Annotated in this window: 17 protein-coding genes; 1 reads left to right on the top strand and 16 read right to left on the bottom strand. The window is 41.4% G+C overall.

The features are described 5' to 3' along the window. Nucleotides 1-209 precede the first annotated feature (209 nt). The 15 genes from LIZ08_RS04585 to LIZ08_RS04515 all read right to left on the bottom strand — a co-directional run bounded on the left by LIZ08_RS04585 (nt 210) and on the right by LIZ08_RS04515 (nt 12,316). On the bottom strand, nt 210-2,339 hold the full coding sequence (locus tag LIZ08_RS04585; RefSeq protein ID WP_021154368.1) for an AAA family ATPase: 2,130 nt from the start codon (nt 2,337-2,339) through the stop codon (nt 210-212). 355 nt (nt 2,340-2,694) lie between these two features. Then, on the bottom strand, nt 2,695-2,994 hold the full coding sequence (locus LIZ08_RS04580) for a hypothetical protein (protein WP_024056353.1): 300 nt from the start codon (nt 2,992-2,994) through the stop codon (nt 2,695-2,697). A gap of 18 nt (nt 2,995-3,012) precedes the next feature. Beyond that, entirely contained in the window at nt 3,013-3,393 is a 381-nt protein-coding gene (locus tag LIZ08_RS04575) for a hypothetical protein (RefSeq protein ID WP_024056354.1), read from the bottom strand. Beyond that, the gene (locus LIZ08_RS04570) at nt 3,372-4,967 is read right to left on the bottom strand and encodes a hypothetical protein (RefSeq protein ID WP_070448949.1); all 1,596 of its coding nucleotides are present in this window, start codon (nt 4,965-4,967) and stop codon (nt 3,372-3,374) included. Before LIZ08_RS04570 ends, LIZ08_RS04575 begins: the two co-directional genes overlap by 22 nt. Then, complete coding sequence (locus LIZ08_RS04565; RefSeq protein ID WP_024056357.1) at nt 4,957-5,352, bottom strand: DUF1310 family protein; 396 nt, start codon at nt 5,350-5,352, stop codon at nt 4,957-4,959. Before LIZ08_RS04565 ends, LIZ08_RS04570 begins: the two co-directional genes overlap by 11 nt. Before the next feature lie 163 nt (nt 5,353-5,515). Further along, entirely contained in the window at nt 5,516-5,902 is a 387-nt protein-coding gene (locus tag LIZ08_RS04560; protein WP_024056358.1) for a DUF1310 family protein, read from the bottom strand. 14 nt (nt 5,903-5,916) lie between these two features. Then, nucleotides 5,917-6,324, bottom strand: coding sequence for a DUF1310 family protein (locus LIZ08_RS04555; protein ID WP_024056359.1), 408 nt, complete (start codon nt 6,322-6,324; stop codon nt 5,917-5,919). Nucleotides 6,325-6,343: 19 nt separating this feature from the next. Beyond that, entirely contained in the window at nt 6,344-6,742 is a 399-nt protein-coding gene (locus tag LIZ08_RS04550) for a DUF1310 family protein (RefSeq protein ID WP_070448947.1), read from the bottom strand. 105 nt (nt 6,743-6,847) lie between these two features. Next, on the bottom strand, nt 6,848-7,612 hold the full coding sequence (locus LIZ08_RS04545) for an amino acid ABC transporter ATP-binding protein (RefSeq protein ID WP_049507565.1): 765 nt from the start codon (nt 7,610-7,612) through the stop codon (nt 6,848-6,850). Nucleotides 7,613-7,631: 19 nt separating this feature from the next. Then, on the bottom strand, nt 7,632-8,318 hold the full coding sequence (locus LIZ08_RS04540) for an amino acid ABC transporter permease (RefSeq protein ID WP_003004305.1): 687 nt from the start codon (nt 8,316-8,318) through the stop codon (nt 7,632-7,634). Between the two features lie 3 nt (nt 8,319-8,321). Beyond that, nucleotides 8,322-9,014, bottom strand: a complete 693-nt coding sequence (locus LIZ08_RS04535; RefSeq protein WP_049507562.1) for an amino acid ABC transporter permease — start codon at nt 9,012-9,014, stop codon at nt 8,322-8,324. 66 nt (nt 9,015-9,080) lie between these two features. Then, the gene (locus LIZ08_RS04530; protein ID WP_155169342.1) at nt 9,081-9,959 is read right to left on the bottom strand and encodes a transporter substrate-binding domain-containing protein; all 879 of its coding nucleotides are present in this window, start codon (nt 9,957-9,959) and stop codon (nt 9,081-9,083) included. A 27-nt stretch (nt 9,960-9,986) separates the two neighbouring features. Then, nucleotides 9,987-10,988, bottom strand: coding sequence for a uroporphyrinogen decarboxylase family protein (locus LIZ08_RS04525; RefSeq protein WP_049507558.1), 1,002 nt, complete (start codon nt 10,986-10,988; stop codon nt 9,987-9,989). Nucleotides 10,989-11,087: 99 nt separating this feature from the next. Then, nucleotides 11,088-11,288 (bottom strand): hypothetical protein, encoded by a 201-nt coding sequence (locus tag LIZ08_RS04520; protein ID WP_021154358.1) that lies wholly within the window; start codon nt 11,286-11,288, stop codon nt 11,088-11,090. A 17-nt stretch (nt 11,289-11,305) separates the two neighbouring features. After that, nucleotides 11,306-12,316 carry a uroporphyrinogen decarboxylase family protein gene (locus LIZ08_RS04515; protein WP_406697815.1) on the bottom strand — a complete coding sequence of 337 codons (1,011 nt, stop codon included), beginning with the start codon at nt 12,314-12,316 and terminating at the stop codon, nt 11,306-11,308. A 426-nt stretch (nt 12,317-12,742) separates the two neighbouring features. Between LIZ08_RS04515 and LIZ08_RS04510 the strand changes: the two genes are divergently transcribed. After that, nucleotides 12,743-13,600 carry a 5'-nucleotidase, lipoprotein e(P4) family gene (locus LIZ08_RS04510; protein WP_070448942.1) on the top strand — a complete coding sequence of 286 codons (858 nt, stop codon included), beginning with the start codon at nt 12,743-12,745 and terminating at the stop codon, nt 13,598-13,600. Nucleotides 13,601-13,657: 57 nt separating this feature from the next. Here the strand turns inward: LIZ08_RS04510 and glmS are convergent, their stop codons facing one another. After that, nucleotides 13,658-15,466 carry a glutamine--fructose-6-phosphate transaminase (isomerizing) gene (gene glmS, locus LIZ08_RS04505; RefSeq protein WP_195327186.1) on the bottom strand — a complete coding sequence of 603 codons (1,809 nt, stop codon included), beginning with the start codon at nt 15,464-15,466 and terminating at the stop codon, nt 13,658-13,660. Between the last annotated feature and the right edge of the window lie 98 nt (nt 15,467-15,564).

Here is a 15,564-nt window from a genome sequence, read left to right as displayed (position 1 = left end):
AAATTTTATTCTTGTATAGATTATATACTTATTTTCTTTATTTATTAATAATTTTGCTCAAATTGGATTAATTTCACTAATTATTGATGTTTTTTTGCCCCAAATAGGAGGATTTTGGCCTTATACGGCGAATAATTTCCCCCAGGTGGGAAGAAAAAATAAAGACTGCTATATGATAGCAGTCTCTATTTTTCACAAACTAATTCGCCTTAATCTGCTTGTTTATCAGCGTTTTCTTCCTTCTTTGTGTCTTTTTCTCTGATCACAAGCACACCATCTTCCATGTCTGCTTCGAGATGTTTGGCATCCAAGTTATCCAAGTGGAAGTCTGTGACTTTGTCACGGATTTGTTGTTCAACTACCCGACGGAGTGGACGAACACCCATCACTTCATCATAACCTTCTTCAGTCATGTATTCTTTAGCTGCATCGCTCACTGCCAAGTCGATTTCTTTCTTAGAAAGGGTCTTATTGACATCTACCAACATCAAATCAACAATCTTAGAAAGGTCTTCCTTGCTCAAGTGTGAGAATTCAATGACAGCGTTGAAACGGTTCAAGAATTCTGGACGGAAGTAAGGTTTCAAACGATCCATGAGTTCTGGTTTATCCGCATCTTCTGTCAAGTTAGCTTCGTAACCAAATCCAGCGTTTGAAGTAGCGATAATTACAGTGTTCTTGAAGTTGACCGTATTCCCTTGACCATCTGTCAAACGACCATCGTCCAAAACTTGGAGGAGAAGGGTGATCACTTGAGGATCCGCCTTTTCAATTTCGTCAAGAAGAACGATTGAGTATGGGTTACGGCGAACACGTTCTGTCAAAGTATTGCTGTTGTCATCATAACCAACATAACCAGCTGTTGTACCAATCAATTTAGAAACAGCTGTACGGTCGCTGTATTCTGACATGTCCAAACGGATGATGGCATCTTTGGTTCCGAACATATCAAGAGCCAATTGTTTAGCCAACTCAGTCTTACCGACACCAGTCGGACCTACAAAGAGGAAGCTCCCAATTGGACGGTTCCCTTCGTCAAATCCTGCACGGTTCCGACGGATAGCACGTGCCACTGCTTCAACAGCCTTGTCTTGACCGATAACCTTGGTTTGCAAACGGTGACCCATATCTTTCAAACGTTCGATATCAGTTGCACCCATTTGAGACACTGGGATACCCGTCATCCGTTCTACTGATTCAGCCACATCGTTGATTGTTGCAGTTACCTTATGGTCTTCTGTATGGTTTTCAATTTTCTTTTCAAGCTCTTCGATACGAACTTTTGCTTTCAAAGCTGCTTCGTAATCTTCTTTAGCCGCAGCTTCTTCTTGTTTGGTTTTTTCTTCTTCAATTTCATGTTCCACAGCATGGACATCTGTTACTGGATGTTGAGCCGCCAAGTGAGCAGCTGTTACATCGACCAAGTCAATGGCCTTATCAGGCAAGCTACGTTGTGGAATGTATTGGATAGAATAATCAACTGCTGCTTTCAAAACTTCATCTGGCAAGATGACATTGTGGTGTTTTTCATAAAGATCACGGATCCCTTGGAGAATCTTGAAAGTATCTTCAGCTGATGGAGCATTGACTTTCACTTCGTTGAAACGACGAGCAAGAGCTGCATTCTTCAAGATAGTGTTACGGTATTCATCTTGAGTCGTTGCACCAATGACTGTCAATTCCCCACGTGAAAGAGCAGGTTTGATGATATCCGCAAGACCTTTAGAGCCTTGACCATCACCTGTGCTACCTGCACCAAGGATTTGATGGATTTCATCAAAGAAGAGAATAACATTTCCCATAGCTTTGACTTCTTGGATCAGATTTTGAATATTTTCTTCAAAGCTACCACGGTATTGCGTACCAGCTTCTAGACCAGAAATATCAATCGAGATGATTTCTTTATTCTTGATAGCAGCTGGAACATCCCCGTTCACAATAGCTTGTGCCAAACCTTCTACAACTGCTGTTTTACCAACACCGGCATCCCCTACAAGGACAGGGTTGTTCTTGGTACGACGAGACAAGATTTCAGCAGTTTCTTGAATTTCTTTATTACGTCCGATGACCGGATCCAATTTTCCTTCACGAGCTTCTTCGGTCAAGTTGCGACCAAGTTTTGCAAGGATCCCATCTTGTTTCATTCCTTTACCTTGATGGTGTTGCACTTGCTCGCTTCCTTCATTTGGAAGTTGACCAGTTTGGCGGTAAATAGCGAATTCTTCTGGTGTCACTTCACGACCGTTGATCATGTAGCGACGGCTTTCAGAACGAAAACCACCCATGTTTCCCATTAGTTGATTGAAAAGATCATCCATATTGTTAAAGTTGTTGTTCATATTGTATACCTCTAATTTACATAATTTTAATTCATTCTTGAAAATTAGCAGACCAATTGGCTGCTGTTTGATTGTTTACATAATTTAAATTCATTTATATAATAATAGCCCTACAGGCTAACAGTTTCTATTTTTCCTTTTATCAATTAGTTGTCTTAATTCTGGAAATAGCATATCACCATCTCCTTTCCACTATTGATCTTGTAAACCAGTAGGTTTTTCAACCTCTTTTTGTTTACATAAATTATTATAACGCAGACTGAATTCTTTGTCAACACTTTTTTACATAATTTTTTAAATTTATTAAAAAAATCTGGAGTCACTCCAGATTCTATATTTAAATAGAAGTTCTTGGCTAGATAGATTTAAATTTACCAGCTTTTTCTTGAATAACCGTCTGTACGTTTTTAGCAAATTGACCCACCATGGACTGATCCAGTTGTTTTCCAACTACCTGGACGTCTTCTTCAGCTACTGTTGTAATCGCAGTCAATCCATCATTGTAACGTTTCTCAACTCCTGCCTTGCAGGCCAATAAAATGGGCGCATAGACAACACGGATTAAATCTTTTTCAAGTTTCTTTCGGCTTTCGATGATCCTCATCTTATCTTTCATATCTAAATCAAAGAAATCTTTGACTGGACTATCACCCATACTTCCTCCTCTTCTATACTATGAAACTTTATCTTGTGCAAACTCCTCTTCCAGTTGGCGTCTATCTTTCCGGTAGGATTGCCATAAATTCTCTTCCTCGATTTCGATCTGTTTTAAGGCTACTTGTGCAGCTTCTCTAGCTTCGAGATCATACTCTTCGATACAGCGATGGAGGGACTCCCATTCACAACTGCTATCAATCTCCTGCTGTTGTAAAAAGGAAGCTGCCATCGCATACTCTTCTTCCAGCATCTGGGTGAAGAGCTGCTGTTTTCTTTCCACTAGGCAACGCTTTTCATCTAGCTCCAAGCGCGCTTTTTGGAACTCTCTTTCCAAGTGATCTAGTTTCTTTTCCTTTTTTGAAAGAGTAGATGAAATTAATAAGCTAGTTGTTCCCACTGGTTCATTTCTCCTGCTATTTTTTGATCTTTTGCTTTTAAGAGCTCAATTCCTGTATTCACTTGCTCGTTTAAAGCATGAAATTCATTCGATAAGGACTGATATGCAGCCAAACGATTGTCGAACCTTTCTCTTACTTGAGTGACAACTGTTTGCCTTGTTGCACCAGCCTGTGCATAGGCCTCTTCTACTTCGGAAAGATTGAGAATGAAGCCTTTCGGAACGGTCTGTAATACTTTCTCCAAAGCTTCTAAATCTGTATCCAGTCGTGCCTTAGATTTCTGAGCTTGCTCCAGCCCTTCATCCACTACTCGAATCAGCTCATCAGAAGCCAAGCGTGCCTGCAAGGCATCGAGATAGATTTGTTCACTTGAACTCAGTCCACCACCTGTTTTTTGTAATTTATCCTTTAGGCGATAGTAAACCTTCATCCGCTCTTCAATGATTTCCTTGCGAGTGATGGCTTCCGTTCCCTTTTCAAGAACCAAATTCCCATCCTTATCATAGATATAACCATGCATCATGTGCTGCAGGCCAGTATTTATCAAATTTTTAGTTTTGAGGTGCTTGACAATCCCACTGGATTCCTTGCTTCCAGAATCCTGATAGCCCAAGCTAACCAAATCTTTATGGTCAATGTGGTTGTAAATTTTGTACTTCAGCGAATCTATACGCGCTTTTTGCTCGGGTGTTAAAATAGGATAGGCATTAGGGCCATTGTATAGATGGACAGTCCCAATATGAGAAGCTTCCTCTTCCGTCAAACAGGCAAGCGCATACTGAATATTCATAGACCCCAGAGAGTGACCGTATAGATCGATCTTGGCATTGGGGTATTTTCGGATCACCTCTTTCAAATGAGCTGCAGCATCTTTAAACTGCGGAGGCGGGAAAGTACCGTTTTCATCATTGTATTTTTTTAAAAAAGCAGCTCCCATTAAAGCAGGAAATTTAACCTGTTCTTCGGCTGTTCTTTCTGCAAAAAAGCCGACCGCATCTGATGCTTTTTCCTGTATGAAATTGCTGACAGGATTGTCCATCGCTTTTTGTATGAACCTACCTAAGGGAGTGGCCTCCGGTGGAAGATTAACAGATGTAGGAATAATTGCATCTTCAAAAGCTTCTACAGCATTGTTAAAACCATTTTTAGCCTTATCTCGCGCATAATTCTTCGCATATTCTGTTGCATACTCGCTTGCACCACCAGGGTTCAAAATATTGGAAGCTGCTGGCAAATCTGTCCCTACCCAATCTGTAAATGTATCATGGAGTAATTTTTGTGTACTTATTTCAGTTTCAGATCCCTTCATCAAAACTGTCACATCATGGATTTGGGCGCGATCTTCATCAGAAGCAGAATAGGGGACTGGATCTTGTTCAACCCCCTTGCCACTATCCGTTAGTACAAAGACCTGTTCTTCATTGCCATTTACACTATCATAGATGTGAGCTAAGTTACCAATATAATCATCTCCATCGTTAATAGAATAATCTTGACCCATTTCTAACGGTTGATATTCCAATAAGGATGTTTTCTGATGTTGAAGATCCGAAAAATTAGAATTAATGACCATCACTTTCTCCTCTTATTAGTCTCGTTAACTTTTTTGGCATCCCAGACGCTGCAACGGTATATTCCCCAGAATCTTCCTCTTGAACTGTCATATTGATTATTAATGTATCATCATTGTTAATGACTACCTCTAGAATCAGTCCTCCCATTGGGTTATATTTTAATTTGTCTTTTAAAATCCTATAAGTCTTTATTTTCCCATTTGGAGTTAATGCCTCTGGATCCTGTTTTTTTAAATATTTTTCAATCGCCACTTTCATTTGCTTACTCTCTGCGATTTGAATCATTTCTTGTTTTTTTGCAGATTGTCCATTAAAAAAGCTACAGCCTCCTAAGCTCAGGCTAAATACTACCATTATCAACACAATAAATTTACTTTTTTTCATTTCTTCCCGTTTCTTTTTCTAGTTTTCTTAAAATTTATTATACAAAATTCCATCAACGTCTGAAATGTTACTTTTGTTAAAAAACATTGCCAAAAGGTTACAAGCACTAACTATTGATGTAACATACCAGCTTTGATTCAGAAAATGTTTCTGGTTACCTATTTTAATTGTTGGTTAATAAATCACTTAACTCCTCTGTTTTCCCAAAATAGGTCTCTTCATATTTCCCTGTAGTAGCATCTTCTTGTATAGTTGTGCTCAAAACTAACTTATCATCATTATTTATGACTATTTTTACTAATAGTCCTCCCATTGGATTATAATCTAAATCATCTTTAGAAATTTTATACGTTTTAATTTTTCCTTCTGGTGTAAGTGCTTTTGGATCTAATTTTTTTAACATATTCTCAATCGCCACTTTCATCTTCTTGCTCTCTGCGATCTGAATCATTTCTTGTTTCTTTGTAGCTTGTCCGGTAATAAGACTGCATCCTCCTAGAAATAGCCCTGACAGAATCATGATTACGGTCATACTGTATCTTTTTTTCATTCTCTTGCAATTCCTTATTTATCGTTTACTAATTTCTTGGATAATTCCCCTGAAATGACTACTCCATTCTGTTCCATATGACCATCAGACTCTTGGGTTAAGGTTGTCGTAATGGTTAAATTCTCATCCTCATTAACCATCATTTCTATCGTCAAACCTCCCATGGGATGAGATCTCAGCCGGTGGATATTAATTTTATATGACTTCACAATCCCCTCCGCTGTCAAGGCATTGGGATCTTCTTGTCTCAATATATTTTCGAGAACTCTTTTTGATTGCTTACTCTCTGCAATCTCTAGCATTTCTCTTCGTTGCTCTGATCGTCCGGTAGTAAGACTACATCCTCCTAGGCACAAAGTGGTTAGCAATAACCATAACGTCCCTATTATTTTAGTTCTCATATTTTCCTTTGATGCTTCCATGAATGACTCCACTATGAATTTATTTCCCAGTCTCTTCTGCTTTACTTAACAGATCATCTAATTTTGCTGAAATACCGTAACTACCTGCTTCGAACTGTCCTGAATCTTCCATTTGAATAGTCGTATCGATCGTTAACTTTTTATCGCCATTGATCACGAGATAAACATTCATCCCTCCCATTGGATTGTATTCCAATTCACCTTTTATCAGGGTATAGGAGTGAATGACTCCTTCTGAAGTGAAAGCTTTCGGATCGATACTGATTAACAAGTGTCTTATCGCTCGCTCCATTTTCGTGCTTTCTGCAATCTGAATCATTTCTCTTCTCTCAGCAGCTTTATCCGTAAAAAGACTGCAACCTCCTAGAAACAAAGTCAGTAAGAATAGTAGTACAAATCGTTGTTTTTTATCAGTCATATTTCCCTCTCACTTATATTATTCGTAATGATTTTTAAAAAATGAGCTAATTTTTAAATTTTTTCCAGAATCCAAAAAACACACCCTTACTAGGTGTGCCTCTTGTTAAATCATGTATTCGACACTATAAGTGGCGTCGGATAAAATCCGTGAAAGGAATTGTTTGGTTCGCTCTTCCTTTGGACTGTTGAAGAATTCATGGGGCTCATTTTCTTCAATGATATGCCCGCCATCCATAAAGATGACATGATTAGCCACATCACGCGCAAAGCTCATCTCATGCGTTACGACAACCATGGTCACTCCTTCTTGGGCTAGCTGTTTCATGACATCTAAGACATCCCCAACCAACTCTGGGTCCAGTGCTGAAGTCGGCTCGTCCAGCAAGATCACATCTGGTTTCACTGCAATGGCACGTGCGATTCCGATCCGTTGCTGCTGACCACCTGATAATTGAGAAGGATAGTAATCCTTATAAGCGAGGAGACCAACTTTTTCAAGGGCGGATTCCGCCCGTCGGATGGCTTCTTCTTTTGGAATCTTACGAGCTACAACCAGGCCTTCTAAGATATTTTCAAGAGCTGTTTTGTTGGCAAAGAGATTATAATGCTGGAAGACAAAGGCTGTCTTTTGGCGGATTTCTAGAATCTCTTTTTTGCTAAGTTTTGAGAGGTCATATTCTTTTCCACCTAGGGTTAGGTGGCCTGTGTCTGCCTTTTCCAAGTGGTTGAGGCAACGAAGGAAAGTTGTTTTTCCTGATCCAGATGGGCCCAAAATGACGACAACGTCCCCTTGATTAACCTTGAGATTGACATCTACCAGGACCTGATGGTCCTTAAATTTTTTCGATACGTGTTCTACTTCTAACATCTTCTTATTTCTCCTTCTTCTAAGCGAGTGTCAGGCGTTTTTCCAAGAGGTTGAATCCCCACTGAATCACCCCACAAATGACAATATAAAGAATAAAAATCACGAGATAGGATTCAAAATATTGATAACCATAAGAGGCTTCGACCTTGGCAATGGCGGTGATATCCTTGATGGTCATGACAAAGACAAGGGAGGTTCCTTTGACCAAGTTGATAACCAAGTTACACAAATTGGGCAGGGCTGAACGCAGGGCTTGGGGAAAAACAATGCGGATATAGGCTTGGCGATTGGTCAAACCAATGGCTTGCGCTGCTTCTAGCTGGCCCTTATCCACGGTCAGGATGGCTGAGCGTAGAATTTCAGCCAGACTCCCTGTAGTCATCAAGCTAAAGATGATAAAGGCATAGTAAATGGGATTGATCTCAAAGACATTAAAGTGACTGCCAATACTCTTAAAAAAGCTATTCAAGAGGCTGGGAAAGAGACTATAAAAGAAGAGAATCAAGAGAATCGGAGGCGTCGCGCGAATAAAAGCCAAGTAAACCACTGAGAAACTGCGAACCCCTTTGACCTTATAGATCTGACCGAGCGCCAAAAAGAGGGCTGGAAAAAAACTCAAGAGAATCGACACGACCATGATCAGAAGGGTCACTGGAACACCACCCAAGGTGGCTAGAAATGTTTTACTAATAAAATTGAAATCCATAAGCTACCTTTCTGTTACACTGAGTCGTTTCTCAAGGAGTTGAGCGGAGAGGGAGATCACAAGGGCAATTGCCCAGTAGATCACTGCTACGGCTGTATACGTTTCGAGGGAATAATTCCCAAGATTGCGACTGATCAAGTTGTTTCCTGCTCCCATGATATCGATAAAGCCAATAGTATAAGCCAAAGCGGCATCGCGCATGAGGTTTAAGATGGCAGTCGTCATATTTGGAAGAGCCACACGAAAGGCTTGGGGAAGGACAATCCGCCAAATGGTTTGAGCCGGCGTCAAGCCGATACTCAAGCCCGCTTCCATCTGACCTTTTGGAATGGCCAAATAGGCTGCCTTGAAAACCTCAGAGATCATCGCGGCAAAGAGAAGAAACATGGCAACAAGGACAAAGACAAACTTGGACCAGTGGTCAATGTCAATGCCCAACCACCAGTTCAAAAATTGGGGAAGTCCATAAAAGACCAAAAAGAGCAAGACAATCGGAGGAGTACAACGCAAAATAAAGACATAGCCTTTTGCCAGACCTGCTCCTACCTTATCTTCTGATACTTGTGCCCAGGTCAAAACCAAGCCAAATGCAGAACCGAGAACCGTCGTTAAAACCATCAAAGCTAGGGTCGCTGGTAGGGCTTGGACCAAGGTTGGAAGAAATGACCAGACCTTGGAAATGTCGTATGAGACCATGTTTCTTTTCCTTTCTGTATCCATATAGAAATAAGGAAGCTGGGGCTATGCGCACCCAGTTCCATCTTATTTCTCTTTATCTACATAACTGAAGACATCTTCACCGAAATATTTTTTCGACAATTTAGCAAGTGTCCCATCTTTTTCCAATTCTTTGATGGCCTTGCTGTATGCTTCCGCAAATTTTTCGTTTTTCTTATCCTTATGGATCAATGGGTAAGTTGGAATTCCTTTGTAGGCAAACCAGCTCAGTTTGTCCGCATATTGGTGGTAAGAACCATCTTTATCTGTGACAGCTTTTTCAAAGGAAAGTTTGATATCAAAGAAGGCATCGTAACGTCCTTCAAGAACCCAAGCATAGGCATCTGCGACTTTGAAAGATTCCGCAGCTGTTAATTCGATTTGTTGGTCCTTATGCTTTTCATTGTATTCTTTAATAACATTCCATTGTGCATTTTGTGGTGAAATTGGAACCAATTTTCCTTTTTCTTTAGCGAAGTCATCGATGTTCTTGTATTTATTCGCATCTTCTTTCCGGACGGTAAATCCGATGATACTTGCTCCGATTGGTTCTTTTGGAATGATAAATTTCTTGGCACGTTCTTCGGTATACCAAGCTCCTTTGGTTCCGATATCGTATTTACCAGATTCTAGACCAATCAAGAGATCGTCATCACTTGTTCCGGTGTACTCAAACTTGTAGTCTGGTAGTTTTTCGTCAATGGCTTTGAGAACGGCTACTTCATAGCCATCTGACTCTCCTTTTTCATCAACGAAATCATACGGTACATAGTTTTGAGTGTGGGCTACTTTCAAGGTTGTCACCTTGTTCGATCCTGTTGAGCCTCTGCTGTCGTTTGCATGGTTCAAGCTCCGTCCAAGAATGGTTGCACCTGCAATGGCAAGCACTGCCACCCCACCGATAATCCATGTTTTTTTACTCATACTCTGTTCTCCCTCTTTCTATTTTCCTTATTCTGCTGCAGCTTCACGAACCCATTCGATTCGTTCTTCATCAATGTCACTTGGAATCGTACAATCGGCACCAATGACCAAACCTGTGGTTCCTGTTTCTGCGATGATGCGTTTGGTTTCTGCTTGGATCGCAGCCTTATCTCCTGTGTAAAGAAGACCATTTTTGCCATTTTCAAAACCACCAAGAACCGTGCGTCCACCGAAGATTTCGCGTCCTTCTGCTAGGCTGATGCCTTCTGGTCCAACTGCCCAGTTAATGACTTGGGCTGGGTAGCCTGTGAAGAGATGGATATCATTGCGAGCTCCTTCGTAGCCACAGATATGAAGGATATTTACGCCACCGGCTTCATTGGCTGCCTCTAAGACATGGAGTTCACTCGGTGCAATAATGTTTTTATAGACTTCTTGTGTAACCCGCGCATCTTGGATGCTTTGAACACTGAGGTAGATCCCGTCTGCCCCTGCTTCTTTGATGATTCGTTGGCTCAAACTTGCAATATCTTGGCCAATCGTATCCAATACTTTTTTAAGAGTTGCTGCATCTTGATCGATAAAGTTTGCGATCAAGTCATCTCCTCCCGAAACTTCTCCGACCAACCATTTGAAGTAGGTCACTGGAGCAAAGATATTGTAGATAGCCACAATGTCTTCTTCAAAACCAGCACGGATTTTTTTAACGAGCTCTACTTGCTCTGTGATCCATGGATGATCGGCTCCAAGCGGTTCAATCCCTGCTAAATCTGAGATGTTTTCAAGGCCTTTGTGAATAGCTGGATTTGGATAAGCAAAGTAACCATCGCTCATAAGTTTGACAAAGTCTGGTTTGACCTTGTGAAGAAAGTTTTTATGGCCATTGAGATTTTTTTCAATAATTTCCGGATTGGAAAATCCTTTCAACCATTCTTCTTCTGTTGTAAAATGATGCCAAAATCCAACTGGCACACGGTCAACTGCTTCTCCTTTAAAAGCTTTTAAGACTAATTCTCTTTTTGATGACATGTTCTTACCTCGTTCTAATCTTTTCTTGTTTGTTATCTTATCACTTCGATAATTGTTTGACTAATATATATTTTTTATCAAGCTCTTCATCTTTTTTTATCACTGATCTTCAAGGAGTAGAATTCCTGCTAGGTCAGATGGGCGGATGAGGGAGAAACTATGAGCTGGAATCTTCTCCAGTCTTGCCATATCTGGATCTTTTTTTGCTTTCCCCTGACTGCTTGCTAGAGCTACTTTACTGAGCCCTAGAAGCAAAAACAAAACGGTTACCAGGATACACCATACATTGATCTTTTTCATCTCCCTCTCCTTTCTTCTTACAATACAGCTGCTTGACGTACCCAATCTAAGCGTTCCAATTGGAAATCATCTGGCACGGTACAGTCTGCTCCAAGAATCAAACCACGGCTTCCGGCTTCAGCCACCAAGCGACGCGTTTCTTGCTCAATAGCTTCTCGTTCTCCTTGGTAGAGCAAACCTTTCTTGCCGTTGACAAAGCCACCCAAAACGGCACGATCGCCGAAAAGTTTACGACCTGCGGCTAGGCTAAGGCCTTCATGATGGGTCGCCCAGTTAATGACTTGAGCTGGATAATCCTTGAAGAGCTCCACTTCATTGCTAGCCCCTTCAAAACCACAGATATGAAGGATATTGATACCTCCAGCTTCATTGGCCGCTTCTAGGACAGCGATATTGCTCGGTTCAATGATCTTGCGGTATTCTTCATCTGTCACTCGCTCATCTTGGACCTGCTGGGTTGAGAAGTAAATCCCTTCAACACCTGCTTCTTGGATCAAGCGGCGACTTAAAGTAGCGATGTCTCCTGCAATCACGTCAAGGACATGAGCTAAAGTTTCTGGATCCTCCTTGATAAAGTCTGTAATCACTTGGTCTCCACGGGATTGATCCGTACGGAACCAGCGTTTCAAATAAGAAATAGGCGAGAAGATATTGTAGAAAGAAGCAATCTCTTCATGGAAATGAGAACGAATCTCCTTGACCACTTCAATTTGTTTTTCAATCCAAGGATGATGCTCCCCGATGGGCTGAATATCCTTCAATTCTTTGATTGATGTGATCTCTTTCGAATAAAGTGCACTCGGATAGCGGAAAAAGCCATCGCTCATGATCTTGACAAAATCAGGTGAAATCTCTTCTACATAGTGTTGGTGTCCTTTAATACTTTTTTCAACTACAGCCGGATTGTCTAGCCCCAATTCTTTTTCTTCTTGGGTCACATAATGGAGCCAAAATCCTACAGGGATTCGCTCTACTGCTTCGCCTCGAATGGCACGAAGAACCAATTCTTTTTTACTCATACTGTACATCCTCCTCAATATTTCTCCAACAGAAAGATTGACTGCTTCCCTTCTGGAATTTGTAACCATGATATCACCTCGAAAAGTAGCTGACTAATATATTTTCCCTATCAAGGCCTTAAAATTTCTTTATTAAGAAAGGTATCAAAAAAACGCAAGTCCTTGAAAATAGGGACTTGCGGGTATCTTTCTTTATTGTTTCATTTTAGAAGAAAAGGACCGCTTTGATCTTTTCTTGACCTGGTTATAGCAAAAAACTATACCCCTTCTTTTAAAGGAAAAAATAGCATATGTTGAGGCGAAGAAACCTTTCATAACAGCATTTTTTCTCCTTTGTTCTTTTCACCGATTCCTAGACACCTTCTCCTCTTTCTTGTCAGGCAAGATTGAAAGGAGTATAATTTTTATAGAATAATTTTAAGGAGTGTACGGTTTATGAAAACAACAAAAACCACCTTTACCATCGTTTCTGCTCTTGCTTCTGTCATTTTACTGACGAGTTGTGGAAGCAACACCAACAAAACGCAAGAGACAAAAGCAAGCAGCACTAAAAATCAGGTGACGATGACCTATGATCAACAGCGCTCACAAGAAAATACCATGTCTGTCCTTTGGTACCAAAAGGCAGCTGAAACTAAGGCTTTGTATTTACAAGGCTACAATGTCGCTACTGACCGTTTGAAAGAGATCCTCCAAACTCCTTCTGATAAGCCTTATTCCATCGTCTTGGATTTGGACGAAACTGTTTTAGACAACAGCCCTTACCAAGTTCAAAACGTCAAAGATGGTACGGCCTTCAATCCTAAAGATTGGGATGTTTGGGTGAAAAAAGCAGCCGCAAAAGCGGTGCCAGGTGCCAAAGATTTTCTTCAATATGCGGATCAAAACGGGGTTCAAATCTACTACATTTCTGACCGTACAACCTCTCAAGTAGATGATACCATCAAAAACCTTGAAAAAGAAGGCATTCCTGTTCAAGGACGTGACCACCTCATGTTCTTAGAAGATGGCGTCAAATCAAAAGAAGGCCGTCGCCAAGCTGTACAAGAAAAGACCAACCTTGTCTTGCTCTTCGGGGACAACCTGGTCGACTTTGCAGACTTCTCTAAGACCTCTGAAGCTGATCGCGACAAGAAATTGGACGAATTGCAAAAAGAATTTGGTGAAAAATTCATCATCTTCCCAAATCCAATGTACGGATCATGGGAATCAGCTGTTTACCAAGGTAAAAAACTAGACGCCAAGGGACAAACAGAAGAACGCCTCAAAGCCTTGCAAGGTTTTGACAAATAAAACAAATATCCTCGTTAGGAAAAACCTAACGAGGATGTTTTTTCTATATAGACAAGTTTATTCAACGGTTACAGACTTAGCAAGGTTCCGTGGTTTGTCGACATCGAGCCCACGATGAAGGGTTGCAAAGTAGGCAATCAATTGGGTTGGCACCACCATTGAGATTGGAGAGAGGTAAGGGTGAACCGCTGTCAAGACCAAATCATCTGTCTCTTTAGCGACATTTTCTTCTGCAATGGTTAAAACATGAGCCCCACGTGCTGCCACTTCTTGGATGTTTCCACGTGTGTGGCTGGCTAAGACTGGGTCAGACAAGAGGGCGATGACCGGTGTACCCTCTTCGATCAGAGCGATGGTCCCGTGTTTCAACTCACCCGCAGCGAAGCCTTCACATTGGATGTAAGAAATTTCTTTTAGTTTCAGACTGGCTTCCATAGCAACATAGTAATCTTGGCCACGTCCAATATAGAAAGCATTGCGGGTTGTTTCCAACAAGCCACGAACTTTTTCGTCGATCACTTCTTTTTCTGAAAGGGTTGATTCGATCGATTGGGCAACGATAGACAATTCGTGCACCAAATCAAAGGCTTTGGCCTTCTCATTGCCATTGGCTTCCCCAACAGCTTTAGCCAGAAAGGCAAGGGCTGCGATTTGAGCCGTATAAGCCTTAGAAGAAGCTACCGCAATTTCAGGACCAGCATGGAGCAACATAGTCATGTCTGCTTCACGTGAAAGAGTTGAACCTGGGACATTGGTCACTGTCAAGCTTGGGATGCCCATTTCATTAGCTTTGACCAATACTTGGCGGCTATCGGCTGTTTCACCAGATTGGCTGATAAAGATGAAGAGTGGTTTCTTGCTGAGAAGTGGCATACCATACCCCCACTCAGATGAAATACCGAGTTCTACTGGGGTATCCGTCAACTCTTCCAACATTTTTTTAGACGCAAATCCAGCATGGTAAGAGGTACCAGCCGCAAGGATATAGATGCGGTCTGCTTCTTGAACAGCCTTGATAATAGCTGGGTCTACTACTACTTGACCAGATTCATCTGTATAGGCTTGGATCAACTTACGCATGACAGTTGGTTGCTCATCGATTTCCTTGAGCATGTAGTATGGGTAAGTCCCTTTTCCAATATCAGAAAGGTCGAGTTCAGCCGTGTAGCTAGCCCGTTCTTTGACGTTGCCATCATAGTCTTGCACTTCAACGCTGTCAGCCTTGACAATGACCAACTCTTGGTCATGGATTTCCATGTATTGGTTGGTTTCACGAATCATGGCCATGGCATCAGAGCAGACCATATTGTAACCATCGCCAAGACCGATCAAGAGTGGTGATTTATTTTTTGCCACATAGATCGTGCTTGGATCTTCCGCATCCATCAAAGCAAAAGCATAGGCCCCACGGATGATGTGGAGGGCTTTTTTGAAGGCTTCGAGCGTAGATAAGCCATCTTCTTCAGCAAATTTTCCGATCAAGTGGGCAGCGATTTCTGTATCTGTTTGCCCCTTGAAATGGTGACCTGCTAGGTATTCTTCCTTGATTTCAAGATAGTTTTCAATGACCCCATTGTGGACCAAAACAAAGCGACCTGTTTCAGAGCGGTGTGGGTGGGCATTGTCCTCAGTTGGTTTTCCATGAGTGGCCCAACGGGTATGTCCAATCCCAGCTGTTCCTTCGACACCTTCTGCCTTAGATGACAATTCTGCAATGCGACCAACTGCCTTTACCAATTGGCTCTTGCCTTCACTAGCTAGGAAAACACCCGCAGAGTCATAGCCTCGGTATTCGAGTTTTTCAAGTCCTTGAATCAAAATATCAGTAGCATTTGTATTTCCTACAACACCAACGATTCCGCACATAGTTTTTACGATATAGCCTTGCTATACTTTCCCCTTTACTTAGTCAAACGACCCATGGTCGATTTCTCAGTTACTTTAAAATTGGTCTAGTCTAATTT

The organism is Streptococcus sp. 210928-DFI.4.42 (assembly GCF_020554365.1).
Lineage (GTDB): Bacteria > Bacillota > Bacilli > Lactobacillales > Streptococcaceae > Streptococcus > Streptococcus parasanguinis_S.
This window is presented reverse-complemented; position numbering and strand designations above follow the sequence as displayed.